The sequence below is a fragment of the Roseateles sp. genome, assembly GCF_039929605.1.
Classification (GTDB): Bacteria; Pseudomonadota; Gammaproteobacteria; order Burkholderiales; family Burkholderiaceae_C; genus Pelomonas.
The window spans coordinates 1-23364 of record NZ_JBDSQX010000205.1 but is presented as its reverse complement, the minus strand read 5'-3'; the positions used below and the strand labels follow the sequence as shown (position 1 = coordinate 23364).

17 protein-coding genes are annotated in these 23364 nt (G+C 66.8%); 2 read left to right on the top strand and 15 right to left on the bottom strand.

Annotated features, from left to right (window positions below; translation table 11 throughout):
- Positions 1 to 173: 173 nt before the first annotated feature.
- From ABIS05_RS27430 to ABIS05_RS27400, 7 genes are all read right to left on the bottom strand, one after another.
- Positions 174 to 2900, bottom strand: a complete 2727-nt coding sequence (locus tag ABIS05_RS27430) for a Tat pathway signal sequence domain protein (RefSeq protein ID WP_348011726.1) — start codon at positions 2898 to 2900, stop codon at positions 174 to 176.
- Between the two features lie 140 nt (positions 2901 to 3040).
- Positions 3041 to 4885, bottom strand: a complete 1845-nt coding sequence (locus ABIS05_RS27425) for a glycoside hydrolase family 2 TIM barrel-domain containing protein (RefSeq protein WP_348063374.1) — start codon at positions 4883 to 4885, stop codon at positions 3041 to 3043.
- The gene (locus ABIS05_RS27420; RefSeq protein WP_348011724.1) at positions 4876 to 5631 is read right to left on the bottom strand and encodes a DUF6250 domain-containing protein; all 756 of its coding nucleotides are present in this window, start codon (positions 5629 to 5631) and stop codon (positions 4876 to 4878) included. The genes ABIS05_RS27425 and ABIS05_RS27420 overlap by 10 nt, the downstream gene beginning before the upstream one ends.
- On the bottom strand, positions 5595 to 5927 hold the full coding sequence (locus ABIS05_RS27415; protein WP_348011723.1) for an L-rhamnose mutarotase: 333 nt from the start codon (positions 5925 to 5927) through the stop codon (positions 5595 to 5597). The genes ABIS05_RS27420 and ABIS05_RS27415 overlap by 37 nt, the downstream gene beginning before the upstream one ends.
- Before the next feature lie 12 nt (positions 5928 to 5939).
- Positions 5940 to 7307 carry a glycosyl hydrolase family 28 protein gene (locus ABIS05_RS27410; protein WP_348011722.1) on the bottom strand — a complete coding sequence of 456 codons (1368 nt, stop codon included), beginning with the start codon at positions 7305 to 7307 and terminating at the stop codon, positions 5940 to 5942.
- 121 nt (positions 7308 to 7428) lie between these two features.
- Positions 7429 to 8727 carry an L-rhamnose catabolism isomerase gene (rhaI, locus tag ABIS05_RS27405; protein WP_348011721.1) on the bottom strand — a complete coding sequence of 433 codons (1299 nt, stop codon included), beginning with the start codon at positions 8725 to 8727 and terminating at the stop codon, positions 7429 to 7431.
- A 224-nt stretch (positions 8728 to 8951) separates the two neighbouring features.
- Positions 8952 to 11060, bottom strand: a complete 2109-nt coding sequence (locus ABIS05_RS27400) for a bifunctional rhamnulose-1-phosphate aldolase/short-chain dehydrogenase (protein ID WP_348011720.1) — start codon at positions 11058 to 11060, stop codon at positions 8952 to 8954.
- 471 nt (positions 11061 to 11531) lie between these two features.
- On the opposite strand from ABIS05_RS27400, the gene ABIS05_RS27395 reads away from it, so the two are divergent.
- Positions 11532 to 12413 (top strand): DeoR/GlpR family DNA-binding transcription regulator, encoded by an 882-nt coding sequence (locus ABIS05_RS27395; protein ID WP_348011719.1) that lies wholly within the window; start codon positions 11532 to 11534, stop codon positions 12411 to 12413.
- Between the two features lie 5 nt (positions 12414 to 12418).
- Positions 12419 to 13804, top strand: a complete 1386-nt coding sequence (locus ABIS05_RS27390; RefSeq protein WP_348011727.1) for an L-fuculose kinase — start codon at positions 12419 to 12421, stop codon at positions 13802 to 13804.
- A gap of 567 nt (positions 13805 to 14371) precedes the next feature.
- Here the strand turns inward: ABIS05_RS27390 and ABIS05_RS27385 are convergent.
- The 8 genes from ABIS05_RS27385 to ABIS05_RS27350 all read right to left on the bottom strand — a co-directional run.
- Entirely contained in the window at positions 14372 to 15049 is a 678-nt protein-coding gene (locus ABIS05_RS27385; RefSeq protein WP_348011718.1) for a hypothetical protein, read from the bottom strand.
- 14 nt (positions 15050 to 15063) lie between these two features.
- Positions 15064 to 16887, bottom strand: a complete 1824-nt coding sequence (locus ABIS05_RS27380; protein WP_348011717.1) for a rhamnogalacturonan lyase B N-terminal domain-containing protein — start codon at positions 16885 to 16887, stop codon at positions 15064 to 15066.
- 211 nt (positions 16888 to 17098) lie between these two features.
- Positions 17099 to 18154, bottom strand: coding sequence for a serine hydrolase domain-containing protein (locus ABIS05_RS27375; protein WP_348011716.1), 1056 nt, complete (start codon positions 18152 to 18154; stop codon positions 17099 to 17101).
- Entirely contained in the window at positions 18144 to 18365 is a 222-nt protein-coding gene (locus tag ABIS05_RS27370; RefSeq protein WP_348011715.1) for a hypothetical protein, read from the bottom strand. The genes ABIS05_RS27375 and ABIS05_RS27370 overlap by 11 nt, the downstream gene beginning before the upstream one ends.
- A 148-nt stretch (positions 18366 to 18513) precedes the next feature.
- Entirely contained in the window at positions 18514 to 19740 is a 1227-nt protein-coding gene (locus ABIS05_RS27365; RefSeq protein WP_348011714.1) for a rhamnogalacturonan acetylesterase, read from the bottom strand.
- Between the two features lie 122 nt (positions 19741 to 19862).
- Entirely contained in the window at positions 19863 to 21524 is a 1662-nt protein-coding gene (locus tag ABIS05_RS27360; protein WP_348011713.1) for an MFS transporter, read from the bottom strand.
- A gap of 415 nt (positions 21525 to 21939) precedes the next feature.
- The gene (locus ABIS05_RS27355) at positions 21940 to 23103 is read right to left on the bottom strand and encodes a glycoside hydrolase family 88 protein (RefSeq protein WP_348011712.1); all 1164 of its coding nucleotides are present in this window, start codon (positions 23101 to 23103) and stop codon (positions 21940 to 21942) included.
- A gap of 20 nt (positions 23104 to 23123) precedes the next feature.
- The coding region (locus ABIS05_RS27350; protein ID WP_348011711.1) for a beta galactosidase jelly roll domain-containing protein at positions 23124 to 23364 on the bottom strand (241 nt) is incomplete at its 5' end.

The following is a 23364-nucleotide window of genomic DNA, read 5'->3' as shown; positions in this document are numbered from 1 at the left end:
GGCCCCGGGTTCCGAGCATCGCAGGGCACCCCTCGCAGAGGGGCGACGGAACAGGGGCGACTTTTTGCCTTCTTTTTGGTCGCTCAAAAAGAAGGTCGCCCGCCGGGGCGAACTCCCGGCTGGGCCTGGCCAACAAGCAGAAGCAACGAATCACCGCGCCCCTACCGCAGCATTTACGGCCGCACCAAGCCAGCAGCCGCCGCTGCTTCGTCCAGCGAATCCCCCACCAACGCCAAATTCTGAATGCCCGCCAGCCCCCATTGCGCCGAATCGTTGGTGCTGATGCTGCGCATCTCGTCCAGCGGCCGGATCACGTCCACGCCGCCGATGCGCTTCACCATGCCGCCGCCCCTGAGCGCATGCGAGCCAAAGAACTCCCGCCATGCCCGCAGCGCCAGCGCACGATCCTGCTCGTGGAAGGCGGCATAGGCCGTCATGCGCGAACCGGTGTCGGCCAAGCTGCGGCCGCCAGGGTCCTTGCCCAGCAGTGCGGCGATCTCGTTCTTGGGCGCGTTGTAGTAGCGGCAATATTCCAGCCAGGCCTTGCGGTAGGCCGGCACGTCCACCAGCGTCAGCAGCTCCGAGCTCATCTCGATGACGCCGAACACGCCGTTCAGGTGCGACAGGGAGACCACGTCGCCGGGGCCGGAGAACTTGCCCGTCTTGGCGTCGTAGGGCGCGCCGCCAGCGAACCAGCGGCGCTTCATGTCACCGATGCTCTGCATGCCGTTGACGAGCTTGTCGCGCCAGCGTTTGTCGCCGGTGCGCTCCCATTCGGTCAGCCAGGCCCCGAGCCACGAGCCCCAGGTGGTGCCGAAGCCGACGCCGGGCAGGCCGGATGCCTCCGGTGGCGCCGCGCTGCGCGCCAGCTTGCGCGAGATGTCGACCTTGGCAATGTTGGCGTCCGAGTCCAGCAACTCGCGCATCAGGTCGCCGCAGCGCTCGTCGGCGGTCAGGTAGAAGTAGAAGCGGCGGTAGGCGGCGTTGGAGATGCGCGGCTGCTTGGACGAGTCCGACCAGTGCTGCACGCCGTGGCGTGTGCCGAAGCCCTTGAACTCGCCCAGGTGATACACGTCCACCTCGCCGGTGTGGCGCGTCATGGCCTCGGCCAGCCGGAAGATGTCGGCGCGGCCGGTGCGCAGGTAGCTCATCCACAGCCACATGTCGGTTGACAGCTCGGAGTTGTCCCAGGCGTAGCCGCCGATGTCGTAGCGCCACATGTGGCGGTCGGCGTCGTAGGTGTGCATCACGTCGCCGTAGTTCCAGAAGCCGTACCAGCGGTGCTGCTCGACCTCCTTGACGTACTGGTTCAGCTGCAGCGTCAGGCGATCCTCGATGAGTTTGCGCGCCGGCGATCCCGCCTCGGCCGGGTCCCAGTCGCCGAACACGCCGCAGGCATGGATGCGCTGCGGCGTGAGCACCGGGCGGGCCGGGTTGGCCACCTGTTCGGCCATGTCCGAGAACACCTGGTGCGACGGCGTGGCGGCCAGCACCCACAGCTGCAGCTCGCTGGTGCGGGCCACGCCGAAGGCGTTGTCCCAGCCGGCCTCGTAATCCTCGTAGGTGATGTTGAGACCCTCGATCTCCTTCTCGTGCGTGTCCATGTCGCCGGCCGAGCGGTAGGAACGCATGTCCATCGCCGGAGCCGACGGCGAGTACAGCCAGGCGGTGACCTCGGCCAGCTCGCTGGCCGCGCCGCGCACATCCAGGCGCACGGGCGCGCGTTGCCAGAAGTCCTTGAAGCCCAGCGCCACGCCGCCCGCCGCGCCACCTGTATAGACAAGTCCCTTGCTGCGGCCGCCGCCGTTGCTGTCGATCCAGGCGTGGCCCGCAGCGGTGCGCTTCTTCAACGTGAAGCCGTCGGCGTTGGCCTGCGACAGCGAGAAGTCGCCCCACTCGGGAATCCACTTCAGCCCGTCCTGCACGGACTTGGCCATGCCCGATAGTGCGGGCAGGGCCAGGCCGGCGACCTGGGCGTCCTTGTAGGCCTGGCCGGGGTCACGGCGCAGGCCGGTGATGGGGCGAACCGCCTCGCCCCACACGCCCACGCCTTCGCCGGAGAAGCGCACATGGCGGTCGTGCGTAGCATTGGTCATCGGCACCTGCGCCGTGAGACCGAGGCCGGCGATGAAGTCCTTGGCCGGGTCGCCGTCCCAGACGAAGGTGTGCACGATGCGCACGCTCTCGGCGCCGGCGTAGAAGTACAGGCGTACCGAGAACGACAGCCAGTCGCGGCCATTGCCTGTATGGGTGCCGTCGAGCTTGAGCACGGCGCGCACGGGGCCTTGCTGCTCGACGGTGACGGCGGTGACCTTGCTGCTGAACGATTGGCGGGCGACCTGGCCGCCCAGCTCGGGCTCGGCGCCGTCCTGGCGCAGCGCGATGAGCTTGAGGTTCTTCAGCGTGACGCGGCCGGCGCGCGTGGCCTCGGCGATCAGCGCCTCGCCACGGGTCAGCACGGTCCAGGCGAGATCGCCGGCGGTGATGACGATCTGCGCGGCGGTCTGCTTGACGGTCAGCCCACCTGCAGCGGGCGTGCCGCCCTCCAACTTCAACGGGCCTTGTGGCGTGCCACCAGCCAGCGCATGCGCCGTCCACTTCAGCGACCCGTCGGGCCAATAGGCCAGCGGCCAGGACTGGATGGCGTGGTTGGCCAGCTTGAAGTCCAGCGCCTTGGCCGCAGACCGCAGCTGGCCGCGCGGCCAGGGCACGCCGAAGGTGGCGCCTTCGAAGCGCGCCGGAGCCTGGCCGTCCAGCCAGCGCAGCGTGGTGTCGGCGACGGGTGCAGTCGTGGTGGGAAGGTTGGCCGTCGCCGCCTGTGCGGCAGGCAGCGACGTGGCCAGCGAGGCGGCGGCTGTCGTCTGCAGAAAGCCGCGGCGGGTGGAAGAGGACGTTTTCATTGGAGGGTTTCGCAGCGGTTAATCGGTGACGGCGCATCCGCAATACAGAACACAGCCACAGAGGCACAGAGACACAGAGGGACCTTCATCCCGCCCTCTCTGTGCCTCCGTGCCTCTGTGGCTTTGCTTGGCTTTGGTTTTCACTTCAGGCTGCGGTAGTGCTCCGCCAGCACGTCGAAAGCGAGCTTGCGCTGCCCCGTCTCCGAGATCAGGCCCTTGCGGTTCCAGCCGTTCTGAAAGACGGGGTGCTCGCGGCGCGGCGAGCGGAAGTCCTTCAGCACCCAGGGCGACAGGCCGCGCAGCGTCGGCACCTTGGCGGCCATCGCGAGCGTGGCGCGGTAGTAGTCGACCTGGTAGTCCTCGCTGAACTTGCGCTTCAGTGCCGGGTCGCGAAAGCCCGCTTTCGCATCGGCGCCGAACTCGCTGAACAGCAGCGGCTTGTCCGCCGGCACTTCCCAGCGCAGCTTGCCCACGTCGGCCAGCGTGTCGTCGCCATACCAGCCCGCGTAGGTGTTCACGGCGATGACGTCGAGTTCCTTGAGCAGCGGGTCGGCGATGTGCAGGGTGTCGCCCTTGCGCTCCACCAGCAGCGCCGCGCTGATGAGGCGGCTCGGGTCCAGCGCGCGCACGGTCTCGGCCAGCGCGGTGTGAAAGCGCGTGCGGTTCTCGGCCACGGGCGTCTCGTTGCCGATGCTCCACAGCACGACGGAGGCGCGGTTGCGGTCGCGGTAGATGGTCTCGGCCTGCATGCGGCGGGCCAGGTCGAGCGTGGCCGGGCTGTCCCAGTTCACCGTCCAGTAGACGGGGATCTCGCTCCACACCAGCAGGCCGATCTCGTCGGCCACGCGCAGCATGGCCTCGTTGTGCGGGTAGTGCGACAGGCGCACGTAGTTGCCGTGCAGGCCGTTCTTCACTTCGCCGAGCAGCCGGCGCGCGGCGGCGTCGTCGACGCGGCGCGCGGGGTTGGGGCCGATCTCTTCCTCGTGGATGCAGATGCCCTTCAGGAAGATGGGCTGGCCGTTCAGCAGGATCTCGCTGCCACGCACGGCGATCGTGCGAAAGCCGATGCGGTCGCGAATCTTGTCGCCGTCGGCTTCGAAATCCACGTCGTAGAGCGTCGGCGCGTTGGGCGTCCAGCGCTTGAGGCTGGCGGGCGCGGCCACGTCGAAGCGGGCTTCGCCGTTCGCATCCGTGCGGGCCGGCAGCGTGAGGTTGAGCGCGGCGATGCGCAGGTTCACCGCGCGGTTGGCGGCCTGCGGGCCATTGAGTTGCAGGCTGCCCGCCAGACGGCCGGCTTCGGTCAGGCGCAGCGTGGCGTCATCGATGAAGGTGGCGGGCGTCTGGATGAGCTTGACCGGCCGCGTGATGCCGCCGTAGAGATCCCAGTCGGTGATCTCGCCGGGGACGCTGTTGGCGTCGTGCTTGGAATCGACGCCGACGACGAGGCGGTTGCCCTGTGCGCGCAGCGTGTCCGTCACCTCGACGATGAAGGGCGTGAAGCCGCCCTCGTGCCGGCCGACTTCCTTGCCGTTCAGGTAGACATAGGCGCGGTAGTTGACGGCCTCGAAGCGCAGGAAGCTGCGCTGGCCGGCCTTCATGGCCGCATCAAAGCGGCGCTGGAACCAGATCAGGCCGTCGAAATAGCGCAGCTCCGGCGTGGCCGAGTTCCAGGCACCGGGAATGTCCATGGCCGGGCCGCGGTCGAGGTCGAACTCGAAGAAGGCCGGGCCGGGCTTGCTCTCCTCGGCGGCCACGTCCACATCGCGGTGGCGCTGCATGCGCGACTTGGCGACCCAGCCGTTGATATCAGTGAAACCCGTGCGGTACAGGTCCTTGGAATAGGTCCAGCGGCCGGACAGATCCTGCACATTGGCGCGTGTGCCGATCAGCAGCAGCGGCGGGCGCAGCGTGTCGGCGGCGAAGGCCGGTGCGGCAATCCAGGCGAGCAGGAGAGTGAGCGTCGTCAGCAGTCGTTTCATCGGCATTGGAGGATCTGGAAGTCGCGGATCTGCAGGCGGCTGGCTGTCGTGCGGAACGCGAAGTAGCCGTGCAGGCGCGGATTGGGATCGGAGCGTGTAAAGAGTTCGTTGCTGCCGGCACGCCAGCGCAGGTGAACCGGGTCTGCAGCCGTGGGTTGGCGCGAAATAATCTCGACGGTGAGCGCTTGGCCGGCATGCAGACGGGTCTGCGGCGTCATCGGCTGCTCGCCGGGCTCGGCGATGGCCCCGTCCGCATAGCCGGTTAGCAGGCGGCGCTCGATGCCGGTGTACCAGCGCAGCCGCATCGTCGTGTTGGCGTTGGCGCCAAAGCCGGCGTAGTAGGTGGGCAGCGTGTCATAGCCGGCGAACTTGCCGCTGCGCGGATAGGGCGCGCTGCCGTCGGCCTCCAGCGCGTTCCAGAACATGTTGAGGTCCGACAGGCGGCCGGCATGCGGCCCGGCGCTGGCGGGTGCGGGCAGGGCGAGCGCGGTGAAGCGGATGGCGTAGTCGCCGCTCAGCGGCTCGCGCCACCACAGGCTCAGGCCGGCGGGCGTGGCGATGTCCAGCACGCCGCCTTCGGCAGTGACGACGGCGCGCGCGTCCTCGGCCTCCAGCCGCCAGCGGGCGAGGCCGGTGCGGAAGTCGTCAGCGGCGACGGGCTCCAGCTTTTTAGGAGCCTCGCACCATGCCGCTGCGGTCAGCGGCAGCGCGAGGATCAGCCCGCAAAGTGAAAGACGGAGGGCAGTGGCCATTGGCGCGGCTTGTTGTCGGCTTCCACTTCCATCAGCGGGGCCATGTAGTCCCACCAGCGACGCATGACGGGTTGCAATGGCAGCTCGTCGATGGACATGCCCGCCTTGAGCTTGAGTACCGCGAACAGGCTCAACGTGCTCTCGTCCAGGAAGATGGAGTAGTCGTGGATGCCAGCGCCGCGCAATGCTTCGGCCAGGTCGGGCCACAGCTCGTCGTGGCGGCGTCTGTACTCGGCCACCACGCCATCAACGCCGGGTTTCAACTGCATCTTGAAGGCGCGAATCTCGTCGCTCATTGCGTCTGTCTCCTAAAGAACGTCTTGCTCGGCCATGGGCAGGGCCGACACGTCGCGACGGCGCAGGGATGGGTCCACCCGCCAGTGTTCGGCGGGCAGCCCTGCCAACGCGGTGTCCGCGTTCACAGCGATGGGTGTGCCGAGTTGCAACCGGCAGTCGTCGTCGAAGCGCCAGCCCAGCACGTCCAGCACGTGGCCACCGCGGCGGGCCTCGATGTCCAGGCCGCTGAAGCGGAAGTGGCGCAGCGGCGCCTGGGCGTCGGCGTCCACCTCGAAGGCCGTGTCGGCGCCGCGGGCGTGCAGGCGCTGGATGTGCACGCCAGCCACCTGCGTGCGGCCCTGCTCCGGTGCCACCGGCGTGGCCAGTGTTTTCCAGTGCGGCGGCGCGTTGGCCAGTTCGGCGGCGGGGATGCTGGCCTGGCTGTAGGCGGGGTTCCAGTTCATCGTCGCGCGCATCGCGACGGGCACGTCGTGCAGGCTCAGGTCGGCGATGGACACGCCGTCGATGAAGCCACCGCGTGTCGGGGCGCTCTTGAACAGCAGCCCCACCGGCACCGGCGCATGCACGGCGATGCGCTCGGCCGTGATGCGGCGGAAACCGCCCGAGGTCTCGCTTCCGAAAGTCAGGCCGGCGGCGCCTTCGCGGACGATGCAGTCGCTGATGGTGATGTCTTCGCAGGGCCGTGCAACACGCAGGCCGTCGGCATCGCGGCCGGCCTTCAGGCAGAGGGCGTCGTCGTTGACGGCGATGTCGGCATGGCGGATGGCCACGCGGCGCGAGGAGTCGATGTCGATGCCGTCGGTCGACGGGCCGCGCGCCTCGTCGTTGTTGCGGATGGTGATGCGGTCGACCGTCACGTCCTCGGAGTAGCAGAGGTGCAGCGTCCAGAAGCCGGAGCGGCGCAGCAGCAGGCCGCCGCCGATCTGCACGCGACTCGACTCGAAGACCTGCACGAGGCGGGGCCGCTGGCAGTCGTAGTCTGACGCCCAGCGCAGGCCGCGTGGCTCGTAGCTGGCGCGCAGGGCCCAATAGCTGTCCCAGAAGACCTGGCCGTCGCCGTCGATGCAGCCCTCGCCGACGAGGCTCACGTCCTGCTCGCCATAGATGTTGACGAGCGCTGCCGGCCAGCGCATCTCGATGCCGGCCACGCGGGTGGGCAGCAGCGGGTAGTCGGCCAGGTTGCGTGAGCCCAGCAGCGTGGCGCCGCGCTCCAGGCGCAGGGTCATGTCGCTCTTCAGGAAGAGCGCGCCGGTGCGGTAGGTGCCTGGCGGGACCAGCAGCTCTACGCGGCTCAGCGCCGCAGCGTCGATGGCGGCCTGCAGTGCCCGCGTATCAAGGGTGACGCCGTCACCGCTTGCGCCGAAGTCCTGAGCGTTCATTCGTTGAGGTTGCACCACTTCTTGGGTTCAAGAAAGAAACAAGCCACAGAGACACAGAGGCACAGAAAAAGCCGGCCTCTCTGTGTCTCTGTGCCTTTGTGGCTGTGTTGGTTTTTCTTCCTTAAACGATGCCGGAACCGGAAGCACCCGCCTTGGCCGGACGTTTCACCGCAGCCTGCTCGCGGTAGCCGCTGGCGCGGTAGGCCGCCACCGGGTCGATGGCGCCGCCGCTGCGCAGGCGAGCCATCGCGAGGATGGGGCTCACATCCGTGCGGAAGGCCTTCTTCAGCGCCTGCGCGGACTGCAGCACGTCGTTGGCCTGCTGGTAGCCGGCCAGGGCTGCGCGGTCCACCAGCGCGGCCTGCACGAAGGCGCGCTGCACTTCGACGGCGCTGTTCATCAGGCTCTCGATGGGATCGGTCACATTGTGCGACTGGTCCAGCATGTAGGAGGGGCTGAAGGCAGCGCCGTCACGGGCGGCGGAGTCGGCCAGCTCGTTGAAGATGAGGAAGAGCTGGAAGGGGTCGATGGAGCCCGAGTCCAGGTCGTCGTCGCCGTACTTGCTGTCGTTGAAGTGGAAGCCACCGAGCTTGCCGAACTGCGCCAGCCGCGCCACGATCATCTCGATGTTGGTGTTGGGCGCGTGGTGGCCCAGGTCGACCAGGCACTTGGCCTTTTCGCCCAGCGTCTGCGCCACGGCGAAGCTGGTGCCCCAGTCGGCGATGACGGTGCAGTAGAACGCCGGCTCGAACAGCTTGTGCTCGATGTACATCAGCCAGTCGGCCGGCAGCGCGGCGTAGATGCCCTTGGCGCTGTCGATGTAGCGCTCCAGCGCGCCGCGCAGGTTGTTCTGGCCGGGGAAGTTGGCGCCGTCGCCCACCCACACCGTCAGGCCCTTGGAGCCGAGCGTCTTGCCCAGCTCAATGCACTCGATGTTGTGCGCCACGGCCTGCTCGCGGGCGGCTGCGCTTTGCGCGGTCAGGCTGCCGTACTTGTAGGTGTTGGCCTGGCCGGGCTGGTCCTGGAAGGTGTTGGAGTTGACCGCGTCGAAGCTCAGGCCGAGGCTGTCGGCTTGCTGGCGCAGCCCCTTGGGGTCGCTCGGCTTGTCCCACGGGAAGTGCAGCGACACGGTCGGCGTGGCGCGCGTGAGCTGGTGGATGACGGCGCAGTCCTCCAGCTTCTCGGTCACGTCTCGCGGCTCGCCCTGGCCGGGGAAGCGCGCGAAGCGCGTGCCGCCGGTGCCCACGCCCCAGCTGGGCAGGGCGACCGCGAAGGTCTGGGCCGTGGCCGTCAGCGCCTCGATGTCCACGCCGCGGCGCGACAGCATGCCGCCGAGGGCGTCGTAGTCGGCCTGCAGCGTGGCGCGCTGGCTGGCGTTGTGTTGCTCGACTTGGGCCGAGTCGATGATGTTGGTCGTCATGGATGTCTCCTGAATTCAGTCTTTGCGGGCCGAGCGCCGGGCTGCCATGGGCCAGAGGCCCATGGCCTGTCGTAGGCACAAGCAGTCCGCAGGGACTGCTTGTGTCCGACTCCAGTTCGCCAAGCCGGCCCGCGTTGGGCGATGTGCTTGCGGCTCAATGCCGTAAGCATCGCCGTCCCCTCGGGGGACCGGCCAAGGTACGCCTTGGACGAGGGGCTTCATTTCTAGCGGGTGAAGGCGGCGGCGTTGCCGGCGTCCACGTTGAGGATGTTGCCGGTGCTCTTGCCGGCCTTGTCGCTGGCCAGGAAGTAGACCGCTTCGGCGATGTCCTCGGGCAGCACGCTGAGCTTGAGCATGCTGCGCTGGCGATAGAACTCTTCGATGTTGTCGCTGTCGATCTTGTTGGACGCAGCGCGCTCTTCCTTCCACTTGCCGTCCCAGATGCGCGAGCCGCGGATGACGGCGTCGGGGTTGACGACGTTGACGCGCACGCCGATGGCGGCGCCTTCCAGCGCGATGCAGCGGGCCAGGTGAATCTCGGCCGCCTTGGCCGTGCAGTAGGCCGAGGCGCCTGCAGAAGCGACGAGGCCGTTCTTGCTGGCCACGAACACCATGCTGCCGCCGATCTTCTGTGCTTTGAGCAAGCGGAAGGCGGCGCGGCTGACCAGGAAGTAGCCGGTGACGAGGATGTTCTGGTTGCGGTTCCAGATCTCCAGCGAGGTGTCTTCCAGCGGCGCGGCGGAGGCGATGCCGGCGTTGGAGACGAGGATGTCCAGGCCGCCGAAGCGCAGCGCCGTGGCGGCGATCAGCGCTTCCACTTCGGCCTCAGACGTGATGTCGCCGCGCACGGTGGCCACGGCGTCCTTGCCGCCGACCTTGACGAGCGCCTGGCTGGCTTCTTCCAGCGCCTCGCCGTCGATGTCGGTCAGCATGACGCAGGCGCCTTCCTGCAGCAGCTGGCGGGCGACCGCCTGGCCGATGCCACCGGCGCCGCCGGTCACCAGGGCCACGCGGCCGGCCAGGCTCTTGGGCTTGGGCATGCGTTGCAGCTTGGCTTCTTCAAGCAGCCAGTATTCGATGTCGAAGGCTTCCTGCTCGGGCAGGCCGACGTAGGTGTCCACGCCATTGGCGCCGCGCATCACGTTGATGGCGTTGATGTAGAACTCGCCGGCGATGCGGGCGGTGGCCTTGTCCTTGGCGAAGGACAGCATGCCCACGCCGGGGATCAGGTAAATGATGGGGTTGGCATCCCGCACGGCCGGGCTGTTAGCTCGCTTGCAGCGCTCGTGATAGGCGCGGTAGTCGGCGCGATAGGCTTCCAGCGCGGCGTCCAGACCAGCCAGCACGGCGTCGACATCGGGGTTGGCCGGGTCGAAGTCCAGCACCAGGGGGCGGATCTTGGTGCGCAGGAAGTGGTCCGGGCAAGACGTGCCAAGTGCGGCCAGCTTGGCCAGGTCGTTGCTGCCGACGAACTCCAGCACCACGTCGCTGTCGTTGAAGTCGCCCAGCTTGCGTTCGCTGGCGCTGATGCGGCCACGCAGCGCGGGCATGAGCTTGGCGGCCAGTGCGGCGCGCTGCTCGGCGGGCAGGGTGATCGTCTTGACGCCGCCGAACACCGGCTGCTTGATGTTCTCGGCCAGCCATTGCTCGGCCAGGCGGATCATTTCCAGCGTGATCTCGTAGCAGCTCTTGGCCGTGTCGCCCCAGGTGAACAGGCCGTGGCCTTCCAGGATGATGCCCTTGAGGTTGGGTTGCGACGTGGCCAGCGCTTCGAGCTTCAGGCCGAGGTCGTAGCCGGGGCGCTGCCAGGGCAGCCAGCCCAGCTGGCCGCCGAAGATCACTTCGGTGAGGCGCTTGCTGTCGGCGCAGGCGGCGATGGCGATGATCGCGTCGGGGTGCATGTGGTCGACATGCGCCTTCGGGATATAGGCGTGCAGCGGAGTATCGATACTCGCCGCGCGCGGGTTCAGGTTGAACGTGCAGTGCGGCAGGTAATCCACCATCTCGTCTTCATGTTCCAAGCCGCGATAGCGTTGTTTAAGCGCATTCAGCTTGTCCATGTAGAGCGTGGAGAAACCATCGAGCTTGATGGAACCCAGGTCGCCGCCGGAGCCCTTGACCCAGAGCACCTCGACGTCCTCGCCGGTCAGGTGGTCGCGCATCTTGACTTTGGCCGAGGTATTGCCGCCGCCGAAATTCGTCACGCGCAAATCAGAGCCGAGCAGATTGGAGCGATAGAGCAGCAGCTCCGGTTCGCTCAACTTGGCCGCCACGGTATCGTCCCACTTCGAGACGATGGGGGTTTGAGCGGAGGTTTGGGGAGTTGCAGTCATCAGCTTGCCTGTATTCAGTCCGTATTCATCACCGGGGCCGCCGTGCGGCCCCGGCACCCGTCGTTGGCGGGAGATTCATCGAGGAAACGGAGCGCAGTGTGAAGCGAAACGCCGTGCCATGGGCGGCGCCGCCGCAGTAAATCAAAAGGATGAGCGAAAGCGCGCGACCTAGGGTCTTCGCTCACGAAACGCTCACGGCCGTGAGCGTTTGCTGATTGACCTTGGCCGGCGCCTGACGTAATCTGCACTTGAAACGGTGTTTCACCCAAGCTCTGAGCGGTTGAGCGTGAGCGAAGATGACACCGGCGACCGGGGCCTACGCTCACCGGCCGTGATCAGGCGACCGGCCTTCAGCCAGGCTGCCGACCGCAAGCGACGCCCGCCCCGTGAATGCAATCGAGGGCTGGGCGATATAACGACGAGACAACGGTCGCCGCCCTTCCGGCGGGTCGCCCGATAAAGGTGTTCCCCATGATCAATCACAAGCGTCACAAGCGTCTGCTCAAACTCCTTGATGAGCGCGAGCACGCCAGCGTCCAGCAATTGATGGAATGGTTGTCGGCTTCTGCCGCAACCGTGCGCCGGGATATTTCCTGGTTGGCCACGAAAAACCAGCTGACACGCACACGCGGCGGCGCTCAAAGGTTGGAGCAGAAGAAAAAGTCATACACGCTGTCGAGCGAGACTTTTCAAAACAACGCGCAGCAGAATACTGCCGCCAAACGTGCGATTGCCCGTTATGCCACCTCGATGTGCAATAACGGCGAAACCATCATCATCAATGGCGGCACCACCACGTTCATGATGGCGGAGTTTCTCATCGAGAAACAGCTGAAGATTCTCACCAATTCCTTTCTGATGGCCGAGCGCCTGCTCGTCACCAGCGACAACGAAATCATCCTGCCCGGTGGCAAGGTCTACCGCGAGCAGAACGTCATCCTCAGCCCGTTCGAGAACGACGTCGCCCAGCACCACTACGCCGCCAAGATGTTCATGGGCGTCTACGGCCTGAGCATCCTCGGCCTGATGGAGGCCGATCCGCTGCTGATCCAGGCCGAGAAGCGCCTCATCAGCCAGGCGGAGCAACTCGTCGTGCTGGTGGACAGCTCCAAGTTCGCACGCAAGGCCGGCCTGGTGCTGTGCGGCCTGAACCGCGTGTCCACGGTCATCACCGACACCGGCGCCTCCGACAGCGCCGTGCAGCTGCTGGAGCACTACGGCGTGCGCGTCATCACCGTGGAGCCCGAAGCTGTGGACCCCCGGGTGGTGGAGGCTTCAGCCTTGAGCTCGCATGACTATGCCGCCGTGCTGGAGTCGGGGGCCTATGGACGCCGCGCGGTGCTGAACTCTTGAGCGCTGTGCCGAGCAACCGGATTGCCGGCACCGTCGTTCTCGACATCGGCAAGACCAACGCCAAGCTCACCCTGATCGACGCTGCCGGCAAAACGCTGGCCGAGGCGCGCACGCCCAACACCGTGCGCCGCATCGGGCTGTATCCGCACCATGACACCGAGCGGCTGTGGAGTTGGATGCTGGGCCAGCTGCGCGAGATGGCCGTGCTGGCCGACATCCGCGCCATCGTGCCCGTCACGCATGGCGCCACCGCGGCCCTGGTCGACGATGCCGGCCTGGTGCTGCCGGTGCTGGACTACGAGCACGTGCCGGGCGACGCTACCGATGCCGCGCGGTATGACGCACTGCGCCCCTCGTTCGACGAAAGCGGCTCGCCCCGGCTGCCCGCCGGCCTCAACCTTGGTCGTCAGATCGAGTGGTTGCAGGCGAGCTTCCCGGCGGAGTTCGCGCGGGCCACGCACTTGCTGATGTACCCGCAGTACTGGGCCTGGCGCCTGTGCGGCGTGGCGGCGAGTGAAGTCACTTCGCTGGGTTGCCACACCGACCTGTGGCAGCCGGGTGAGGGCGCGTGGTCTTCGCTCGTCGAGGGCCAGGGCTGGCAGCGCCTCTTCCCGCCGCGCCATGACGCCTGGGCGCGCCTCGGCACGCTGCGGCCCGAGCTGGTGGCGGACACCGGGTTGCCGGCGGATTGCGAGATCGTCTGCGGCATCCACGACAGCAATGCCTCCTTGCTGCGTCATTTGCTGACGCGGCAACAGAGCGGGCCGTGCACCGTGCTGTCCACCGGCACCTGGGTCATAGCGGCGGCGCTGGGCTCGGTCACCAAGCCACTGGTCGAGGCGCAGGACATGCTGGCCAACTGCGATGTCTTTGGCGACGCCGTGCCCTGCATGCGCTTCATGGGCGGGCGCGAGTTTGCTGCGATTGCGGGGACGCAGCCGGCAGCGTTTGTGGCTGCGGACGTGGAGCGTCTGATTGCTCGGCGGACGATGGCGCTGCCTTGCTTTGCGGAAACCGGTGGGCCATTTGCGGGCCGCATCGGGCGGGTCGACGGTGCGGTGCCTGAGACCGATGCGGAGCGGGCGGCGCTGGCGACCTTGTACGTGGTGTTGATGGCGGACTACTGCCTGTCGTCGCTGGGCGCCAGCGGTCGCGTCGTCGTCGAAGGCGCCTTCACGGCGAATCCGTGGTTCGGGCCGTTGCTGGCTGGGCTTTCAGACGGGCGTGAGGTGACGGTGTCGGATGACAGCAGTGGCACGACTTGCGGGGCGTGGTTGCTGGATGGCTGGGGGCGACAGGCAGAGTCGGTGGCGACTGTGGTCGTGGCGTGGGCGCCGGCTGGGGGGCGGGATTACCGCGACGCGTGGCGGGCTGCGGCGGAAGCGGCGTGATGCGTGAGGCCCATGCCGGGAGTTCGCCCCGGCGGGCGACCTTCTTTTTGAGCGACCAAAAAGAAGGCAAAAAGTCGCCCCTGCTCCGTCGCCCCTCTGCGAGGGGTGCCCTGCGATGCTCGGAACCCGGGGCCCGTGCAGAACTCCCTTCGCTACGCTGCGGTCAAACAACTGCGCGGAGTCAGTTGACGAAGCTCGCTTCGCGAGCGCCCCGGGCTCCTGCGCTTCTCGGCTCCTCCAAAGGGGGGTGAACGAACACAACAGCCAAGCCCGAAATCCGGGTGGTGGATGTATTTCAGCCTGCCCCCTTTTAGCCCCGCCGAGGAACGGAAGACCCGAAGCCCGCGTGCGCAGCACGCTTCGTGAACTGACTCGCGACGCCTGTTTGAGCAGAGCGTAGCGGCGCGAGTTCGGCGCGGGGCTTCGGGGCTGAGTACCGCAGGGAACCCCGAAGGGGCGGGGCGGTCAGGGGGGAGCTTTTTGCTTACTTTTTGGCGGCCCAAAAAGTGAGTCGGCCGCCGGGACGAAATCCCGGCTGGGCCTTGCCTCAATACGACTCGTGCCGTATCAACCCTTGCGCCGACGCCGAACTCCGGCGACGCCCAACGCGGCCAGTGACGCCAACGCCAACGACCCGGGCTCCGCCACCGTGAACGCCCTCACGCTGTCAATCGCCGGCACGCTGTAGCCGCTGTTGTCGCTGGCACTGTCGAAGGCATAGACCCGCACTTCGCTGAAGCCGACCGTGTCGCTCAGGCCCAGCACGCCGCCGATGCCCGCAGCGCCGAGGGACACCTTGCCGCTGCCGGTCAACGCATCGTTGAGGTAGGTCTGCCACATCACGTAGATGTTGAGATAGCCGGAGTCGACGGCGAACTCGATGCCGTTGAGCTTGGGCCCCGTGCTCTTGATGGACAAATAGGCATTGCTGCCCGCCGTGGCGAAGTAGTTGCCCGAGAAGGCTTCGCTGTATGTCTGGCCGGCGGATACGTCCACGCAGAACTCGCCGGCATAGCCGCAGCCGCCGTTGTCGTTTGCAAGGCCGGTGTGCGTGAACTGCAGGCCGCCTTCCAGCCAGGGGCTGTCGAGGTTGGTGTTGGCTTCGAAGTCGGCCGCGTAGGTCAGGTGCGTCGCACCTGGCGTGGCGCTGCCCGCGCCGGTGGTTTGCACGACGGCGGCTGCGGCGGGCAGGGCCAGCACAGCGGAGGTCAACAGAGAGAGGATGAGGTGCTTGTTTTTCATCATGTTGTTCTGCTTGTTCAAGGCACAGCCACCAAGTCGATGGCGTCAAAGGACAGCGCCGGGCTCAGGAAGCTGGCACCGGCGGTGCCGCTGACGGCATTGATGGTCAGCACGTTGGTGCCGACGACGAGTTGCGCGGCCGGGATGTCAAAGGTGTAGGTGCGGTTGAAGCCGCGGTAGGTGCCCACCGTGAAGTTGCGCGAGACCTTGGGCGGCGCGGCGGGAATGCCCGAGCTCCAGCTGTTGACGCTGACCTGCGGGCGGGCAGCACTGAAGTCGCCCGTGATGCCGATGCGCAAGCGCAGTGGCGCCGTGTTCTGGCCGCGCCTGAGGGTGAAGCGCACCTGCTGGCCGTTGTTCACGTCCTTCCACAGGTAGGAGGGGAAGCTGGCCGTGGCGGACGTGCCCACCACATAGGGCGCGCCCATCCAGGAGGCCATGCGCACGTCGGACGGATGCATGAAGGTCAGCTTGTCGCCGTTGATGAACTCCTGCGGCGTGCCGTCCCAGCGGCCGATGCGCCAGAGGGCCGGTGTGGCTTCGGGGTCGGCCGTGATGGCCAACGGGTTCAGCGCGTAGCTGGCATTGGCCGTCACCGTGACCGAGCCGGTCTCTACGGCGAGCTCGCCCTTGTAGACGGTCATCGTGTAGACGCCCGGCAGCATGCCGCTGGCCGTGAAGTGGCCGTCCACGGGATCGGCGTCGGCCCAGTACTGGGCCTGCGCGTTGGCGAAGCCCACCGTGTAGGGCAGGCCGGCGATGCGGCCCGTCAGGCCGGCGCCCGTGACCGAGCCGCGACCCACCGGCGGCACATAGCCCACCAAGCCCACCTGGCCATACCAGCTGGTGTCAGGCCTTGCCGAGGGGGCCGTGCCGTCGTTGAAGATCATCGTGTACGTGTTCAGCACGTTCAGCCGGAAGGGCTCCGTCTGCGCCTCACCGTAGTTGACGATATAGGTCAACTCGTTGGTCGTGCTGGTGATCTGCTGCAGCAGGCTGCGGTAGAAGGGGCCGCTGGAGCCGCCCTCGTTGTTGTCGCGCCAGAACCAGACGCCCACGCCCGGGCCGCTGCCGCCAACGAACTCCCAGTCCTTCAGGCGCCGGTTGGCGTAATGCTTGGAGCGCGTCTGGCCATAGCGCGCGTCGGTGCTCGGGAAGCCGAACACATCGCTCGCCTCGATGGCGCCGCTGGTGCCGCGCAGGTCTTCGGCCCAGAAGCTCTCGCCGTTGTAGGTGACCAGGCCGCCGGCCGCCTGGGCAGGGCCGCCGTTGGGCAGCTTGGCAATGGGGATGCGGGCGATGAAGCGCACGAGGCCGTGCACGTCGGGCTCTTCGGTGAAGTGCGTGCCCATGTGGATGTTGGACTCGCCCTTCTTCACCACGTAGTAGTGCGTCAGCACGCCGCCCTTGGTGCTGGTGCTGGTGAGGGTGACGCGGATGTAGTCGCTCGCGTTGACCACGCCGCCGTTGGCGCTGGAGGCCGGGGTCACGGTGCCGTTGGCGCTGACGGCCTCGACCTTCAGGCCCACGGCACTGACGCCGTTGTACAGCCAGTCGGCCCCGGAGTTGAGCTGCGTGCCGCGGGCGGGGTCGGCGTATTCCACGCCCTTGTAGACCATGCTCGACAAGTCGCCGATGGCCGTGGTGCTGCTGGCATCCCAGCCACGCACCTTGAACACCAGGCCGCCATCGGTGTCGATGATGTACTGCGGGCGCGCCGCGTTGTTGCTGTCGTGGACGGTGGTGATGCTGAAGGCGGCCATTGCGGCCGGTGCCGCTGCGGCGAGCAGGGCCGCCGTCAGCCAGCGCGCCAAAGGCAGGCGCGAGCTAGTCGTGTTCATGAAGTCTCCTGGTCTTGTGTCGTTGTTCACGGTCCGCGGGCTTGCCCACAACCGCAGCGGAATGTAGGCAGCGCCTGCCTCCGCGTGTACTCAACCAGATGAGCGTTTGAACAGCGCTGCTCGCGCACCGTCGGTGCTTCGCAAGGACAGCGTTAACACCGCATTTGCGATACCCATTGCGATATCTCGCGCGGCCTCATAACGCCTCAGTTCACTTGATCAGCGCCTGATACGTGAGCCCGCGCACCCGCAGGTGCAGCGTCGAGTTGCCCGCCGGCCGCAGTTGCGTCATGAAGAGGATGACCAGGCGCTCCTTGGGGTCCACCGTGTACTGTGGGAAGTAGGCGCTGCCCCAGCCGAAGGCGCCTTCGCTGCCCAGCTCCTTGAAGCCGCCGCGTCTGACGTTGACCCAGAAGCCGAGGCCGAAGCCATCGGCGTCGCCGCCGGACTTGGGGCCGAGGTGGTCGGCCGTCATCAGCGCCACCGTGTGCGGCGCGAGGATGCGCATGCCGTCCAGCTCGCCCCTGTTCAGCAGCATCTGCAGGAAGCGCGTGTAGTCGCCCGCCGTCGACACCATGCCGGCGCCGCCAGACATCAGCTTGTGCGGGCCGTTGACGAAGTCGCTCGTGGCCGACGTCTCCATCAGCTTGAGCTGGCCGCCTTCCAGGCCATAGACATTGGCCAGGCGCTCGACCTTCTCGGGCGGCACGGCGAAGCCCGTGTCGGGCATGCGCAGCGGGTCGGTGATGCGCTCTTTGATGAAAGCGTCCAGCGACTGGCCGGACACGACCTCGACGAGGCGGCCGAGCACGTCGGTCGCGTAGCCGTAGATGAACTGCTCGCCCGGCTGGCTCTGCAGCGGCAGCGCGGCGAAGCGGTCGGTCCACTGCGCCAGCGTCTCGTCGTTGCCGACGAGGTACCAGTCCTCCATGCCGGCCGCGTCGTAGGCCGCCTTGGCGGGGCCGGGGCCGTAGCTCATGCCGGCCGTGTGGGTCAGCAGGTCATGGATGGTCAGCGGGCGGCGCGGCTTCTCGGTGCCGCCTTGGGCCAAGGCGACCTGCTGGCTGGCGAACGCCGGCAGGTAGCGCGCCACCGGGTCCTTCAGCAGGAAGCGGCCTTCCTCGTACAGGATCATGGCCGCCACCGTCGTCAGCGCCTTGGTCATGGACGCGATGCGGAAGATCGTGTCCGTGCGCATGGCCTTGGCGTTCTCGATATCGCGCTGGCCATAGGCCTTGAAGACGACCGGCTTGCCGTCACGCAGCACGGGCCATCACGCCGCCGGCGAGTTGCTGCTGGGCGATCTGTTCGTCGATGGCGGCGTCCAGGCGCTTGAGGCGCTCGGGCGAGAAGCCTTGCGCGGTGACGGCTTCGACCGCCTTGGGCGGCGCTGCGCAGATGGCGGGCGAGACGGCCGCGAGGGTCAGCGAGGCGCAGGCCAGCGACAAGTCTGCAAGAAGGGTTCTTGTTCGGTTCATACGAGTCGGCGTTCCAAGTCCAGGTTGTGCTGCATCGCCGATTCAAGAACACAGCCACAGAGGCACAGAGGCACAGAGAAAACGCGCGGTCTCTCTGTGCCTCTGTGGCTGTGTTTGGTGTTCGGGTGCGGCTGAATGCAAGACGGTGTCAATCGCCCAGCGGTCGCTGTTGGGTGAAGCCCGGGCTGGCCGCCACGCGGAATTGTTCTGGCGGCTGCGGCTTGGCGGGGTCGATGGGGCCGAGATCATCGCGCAGCTGCGCGGCCACCGGCACGTGGGCTTCCTTCAGGCCCAGCGCCACCAAACGCGCCAACTGCATGGCGCCGTAGTTGTTGTGGTGGGTGTTGTCGATCTTGCCCGCGTTCAACGGGTGGGCGGCCTTGGAGCGCTCGACACCGAGGGCCGCGTAGAACTGTTGGCTCATGCCGTTGAGGTCGATGAAGGCCAGCTTCATGTCACTGGCCACGGTGCGCGCGGCGTCGGCGTACTCCAGCAGGCTGGGCTTCAAGCGGCCCTGCTCGTCGAAATTGCGGCGCTCCATCGACGACACGACCACCGGCACGCCGCCGCGCGCCAGGATGCGCTCGGCATGCGTGCGCAGCTCGGCCTTGTAGGTCTCGGCGTTGCCGCTGCCGTCCTTCTGCTGCTTCTGGTCGTTGTGGCCGAACTGCAGCAGCACCGTGTCGCCGGGTTGCAGCTGCGACAGGATCTTGTCGATGCGTCGGCGGCCCAGCGAGTCGCGGAAGGTCTCGCCCGATTGCGCATGGTTGGCCACGGCCACGGTGGGCTTGAAGAGGGCGGTGAACATCTGGCCCCAGCTGCTGTAGGGCTCGCGGGACTGGTCGGCCACGGTGGAGTCGCCGAGCAGGAAGATGGTCGGCACCTGCACCGGTTCGATGACGAGCTTGCGCAGCGCCGGCTGGCTGCCGTTGATCTCCAGCGTGATGCGCTGGTCCCAGGCCCAGATCTCGTCCTTGCTCTCGCGCGGCTCCTTGAGCTTGACGACGCCGGCTTCAATGGGTGGGTTCGCGCCCGGCACCGCAGCGATGCGCGCCGTGCGCACGTTGACGATGAAGCTGCGCGTCTCGGTGGCGCCAGCCGGCACGCGCACGCTGTCCAGCATCAGGCGGCGCAGCTCGGCCTTGAGGGTGGTGTCGCTGGCGGCGGGCCCGCCCAGTGTTGCGGTGACGCGGTAGTTGCCCTCGGCGGGCACGTCCACCGTGAAGAAGCTGGGCTGACCGGCCGCGTTGCGCGGCGCGCCGGGCTCGAAGCCATGACCGCGCTCGCGGGTGTAGGTGGATTCACTGGAGATGTCGAACTGCAGCGGGTTGGCAGCCGGCGGCGCCGAAACACAGCCACAGAGCCACAGAGGCACAGAGAAAAGCAAGGCAAGAAGGAGCGGGTTTCCTCTGTGTCTCTGTGCCTCTGTGGCTGTGTTCATCGAATTGCTGATGTTAGTCATCGAGTTGATCGCCAAGTTGCGGTGGCCGAAATCAGTCATGGGCGAGCTTGCAGCGGCTGTAGCGACGAGTCGGCCGCGTGCCCGCTGCCCCGGCCCCACAGGCGGTCATAGGACCAGCCGGTCAGGTCTTCGACGATGCGGCCGTTCTCCGGCGTCTCGGCCTCGGTCGCGCCCTCGCGCAGGCGCTCCACCTCGTGCACCAGCACCGCGTGCGTGCTGGCGTTGAGGCGGAAGGACCACGAAGCCACGAGGCCGAACAGCATCATCAGCAGCGGCCCACCCACCATCAACGCGGTGATGGTCTGGATGGCCTCGGGGCTCTGCACGATGACTTCGCCGGGGCGCGACTTGGGCGAGATATAGCCACCTAGGTCGATGATCCAGCCGGTGGCGATGATGGCGATCGACTGGGCCACCTTGCGCACCAGCGTCATCACGCCGGCAAAGATGCCCTCACGGCGCTGGCCGGTGACGGCCTCGTCGATGTCGGGCAGGTAGTTGTAGACCGACCAGGGCACGAAGTTCAGCGTGCCCCGGCCCAGGCCCGCCAGCATGATGGGCAGGAAGAGCCAGAAGATCAGGGCCGGGCTGAAGGTCTCGCGGGTCGGGTCCAGCGCGGTGAAGAGGTTGGCGCCCAGCGCCACGAAGGCGGCCTGGAAGCCTTCGGGCCGCGTCAGGAAGAAGCCCAGGTACATCAGCAGCGCCGCGCCGAACAGGCTGATGGCGATGCGGTAGGCCAGCACCGGCCCGGTGCGGATGACGATCTGGATGGCCACCATCACGGAGATGAGCTGGGCCACGTACATGAGCGTCATCAGCTGCGAGATGACGAGCGTCGCGCCCATCAACACCGTCGCCACGAAGATGGGGAAGGCGGTGTTGAAGATGTCCTGCGACAGATAACCGCCCAAGTAGATGGACAGGTGCTGGCGGAAGGCGCGGATCTTCAGCGTGGAGAACAGGTCGCGGAACATCTTGACGGGAATAGCCAGCGCGGCCTTCAGGTCGAAGCCGCCAAAGGTCTGCGACATCACGGCCTGCTCGCGCGTGCCGTAGGGCCGCTCCCAGGTCGTCAGCACGACGATGGTGACGACGACCGAGAAGATGACGCCGAAGATCGCCGCCATCCAGAAGAAGGTGTCGGGCGAGTCCTTGCCGCCGAAGTGGCTGATCAGCAGCGTGGGCAGGTAGGAGGCCAGAATGGCCGAGCTCTGCGCCACGATCATGCGGGCGCCCGCGAACTTGGCCTTGCGCTTGTAGTCCTTGGTCATCTCGGCGGCCAGCGTTTCCCAGGGGATGAGAAACATCGTGTAGAGCAGCTCGAAGAAGATGAAGGTGAGCAGGTAGTAGGTGAAGCTGTGCCCGGTGCGGAAGATCAGCGCGAAGCTGGGCAGCAGCGGGATGGTGATCAGCAGGAACAGCTTGCGCCGGCCGATCTTGCGGCCCACCCAGGTGTGGCGCAGGTTGTCGGACACATAGCCGATCAGCGGGCAGGTGATGGCTTCGAGCAGCCGAGGCAGGCCGAGGATCAGCCCGGCTTCGACGGCGCTGAGGCCGCAGAAGGTCGTGAAGAAATAGAACAGCCAGCCGGTGATGACGGCCTGCGCGCCGGCGCCGAGCATGTCGCCCGAGCCCCAGCCCCAGAAGTTGATCCAGGTGGGTTCTTTGGCGGCGGGGTGGAGGTTGAGAGGGGTCATGTTCTTGCTCGTTGAGCGCTTGTCTCAGCTGCTCTTGTTTTGTGCGGCGAGTGGTGTCCCGGGCGTTCGCCCCGCCGGCTAGAAATACATCCGCCACCTGCATTCCGGGTCTGGCTGTTGGCTGTTCCCATCACCCCCCTTTGGAGGAGCCGAGAAGCGCAGGAGCCCGGGGCGCGAGCGCAGCGAGCATCAAGCTCTGACTTCGCGCCGCCTGTTTGAACGCAGCGTAGCGAAGTGAGTTCGGCGCGGCCCCGGGCTTTGAGCATCGCAGGGCACCCCGCAGCGCAGCGAAGGGGAGACGGAACAGGGGCGACTCTTTGCCTTCTTTCTGGTCGCTCAGAAAGAAGGTCGCCCGCCGGGGCGAACTCCCGGCTGGGCCTAGCCAAAAAGCCAAAGCTCCGCATCACGAACCTGATCAGATAAAGCGAACCAACAACTCGCCCATTGCCAACAAAGCCATCGCCTGCCCGAACGGCATCGACGTCAGCGGGATGTCCTTGTATTCCTGCAGCGTGTTGAACACCGGCGTGCCGAAGCTCACCTGCTTCAGCTCCCCAGCGTCGTTGATCTTGCTGCGCACTGCCAGCGCCGCCTTCACGCCGACCGCCTCATACGACCGAGGCAGATAGCCCTTGCGCACCGCCTTCAGGATGCCGTACGCAAAGCCCGCAGACGCCGCCGCTTCGTCGTACGACGTCGGATCGTCCAACAGCGTGGGCCACAAGCCAGAAGAAGACTGGCAGCCAGCCAGCGCCTTGACCTGCGCCTCCAACGTCGAGACCAGGAACTGCCGGAACGCATCGCCCTCAGGCAGGTTCAACAACTCGATGAACTCCGGAATGACGATCGTGACCCACGAGTTGCCGCGCGCCCACAGCGCATCGGCGAAGTTATGCCGCCCCTCGAACGTCCAGCCATGGAACCACAGCCCCGTCTTGCGGTCGGCCAGGTACTTGATGTGGACGAGGAACTGCCGCTTGGCCTCCTCGACGTAATGGGGACGCCCGAGCAGCAACCCGAACTTGGCCAGCGGCAGCACCGACATCATCAGCGTGTCGTCCCACATCTGCTGGTGGTTCACGCTGTTGTAGACGATGTGCTGGAAGCCGCCTTCCTCGGTGCGCGGCAGCTCGTTGTAGACCCACTCGGCCCAGCGGTCGATGTAGGGCAGGAAGCGGCGATCGCCGGTGCGGTCGAACAGGTAGGCCAGCGTCAGGAAAGGCGCCACCGTGTTGATGTTGCGGCTCGGCATGCCTTCGGCAAAGCGGGCCTCGAACCAACTCGTCATGATGTCCCAGGCCTTGGGGTCGCCCGTCAGCTCCCAGACCTTGTAGACGCCGTACAGGCCCACGCCGTGCGTCCACTCGAAGCCGTTCCAGCCCTTGGTGTCCAGCACGCGACCATCGTCCAGGCGCAGCAGGAACTTGCCGTCCTTGTCTTCGATGTTGACGAGGTTGTGGATGAGGCGGTCGATGGCGCCGCGGATGTCATCGCGGTCCGCGCCGAGTTCGGCCGTGTGGTGGGCCAGCAGCGGGTGGATGCGCGAGGAGTCGACGGGCTTGAGGATCTGGTTGGGCATGGTCTTGTCTCTGTGTGTGGTCAACGCTGCAGATTGCGCGGTTGGGGCACCGGCTCCAACGGCACGCCGCCACGGGCGACGGCCAGCGGCACGAGGCGCACGGCCTCCAGCGCGTTGCCGGCCTGACCGTCGGTGGTGACGGCCAGGGTCAGCGTGTTCTCGCCGTTCGGGTTCAGGATGCCGGGCGGCAGCACGAACACGCGCTGCGGGCCGATGTGGGCGATGAACTGGCCCATGTTCCAGCCGTTGACGAAGATCAGC

Bases quoted from the DNA above. Each gene is read 5' to 3' on its own strand.
- ABIS05_RS27430 (WP_348011726.1), bottom strand. From the start codon at position 2,900: ATGAAAACGTCCTCTTCCACCCGCCGCGGCTTTCTGCAGACGACAGCC.
- ABIS05_RS27425 (WP_348063374.1), bottom strand. From the start codon at position 4,885: ATGCCGATGAAACGACTGCTGACGACGCTCACTCTCCTGCTCGCCTGG.
- ABIS05_RS27420 (WP_348011724.1), bottom strand. From the start codon at position 5,631: ATGGCCACTGCCCTCCGTCTTTCACTTTGCGGGCTGATCCTCGCGCTG.
- ABIS05_RS27415 (WP_348011723.1), bottom strand. From the start codon at position 5,927: ATGAGCGACGAGATTCGCGCCTTCAAGATGCAGTTGAAACCCGGCGTT.
- ABIS05_RS27410 (WP_348011722.1), bottom strand. From the start codon at position 7,307: ATGAACGCTCAGGACTTCGGCGCAAGCGGTGACGGCGTCACCCTTGAT.
- rhaI (WP_348011721.1), bottom strand. From the start codon at position 8,727: ATGACGACCAACATCATCGACTCGGCCCAAGTCGAGCAACACAACGCC.
- ABIS05_RS27400 (WP_348011720.1), bottom strand. From the start codon at position 11,060: ATGACTGCAACTCCCCAAACCTCCGCTCAAACCCCCATCGTCTCGAAG.
- ABIS05_RS27395 (WP_348011719.1), top strand. From the start codon at position 11,532: ATGATCAATCACAAGCGTCACAAGCGTCTGCTCAAACTCCTTGATGAG.
- ABIS05_RS27385 (WP_348011718.1), bottom strand. From the start codon at position 15,049: ATGATGAAAAACAAGCACCTCATCCTCTCTCTGTTGACCTCCGCTGTG.
- ABIS05_RS27380 (WP_348011717.1), bottom strand. From the start codon at position 16,887: ATGAACACGACTAGCTCGCGCCTGCCTTTGGCGCGCTGGCTGACGGCG.
- ABIS05_RS27370 (WP_348011715.1), bottom strand. From the start codon at position 18,365: ATGAACCGAACAAGAACCCTTCTTGCAGACTTGTCGCTGGCCTGCGCC.
- ABIS05_RS27360 (WP_348011713.1), bottom strand. From the start codon at position 21,524: ATGACCCCTCTCAACCTCCACCCCGCCGCCAAAGAACCCACCTGGATC.
- ABIS05_RS27355 (WP_348011712.1), bottom strand. From the start codon at position 23,103: ATGCCCAACCAGATCCTCAAGCCCGTCGACTCCTCGCGCATCCACCCG.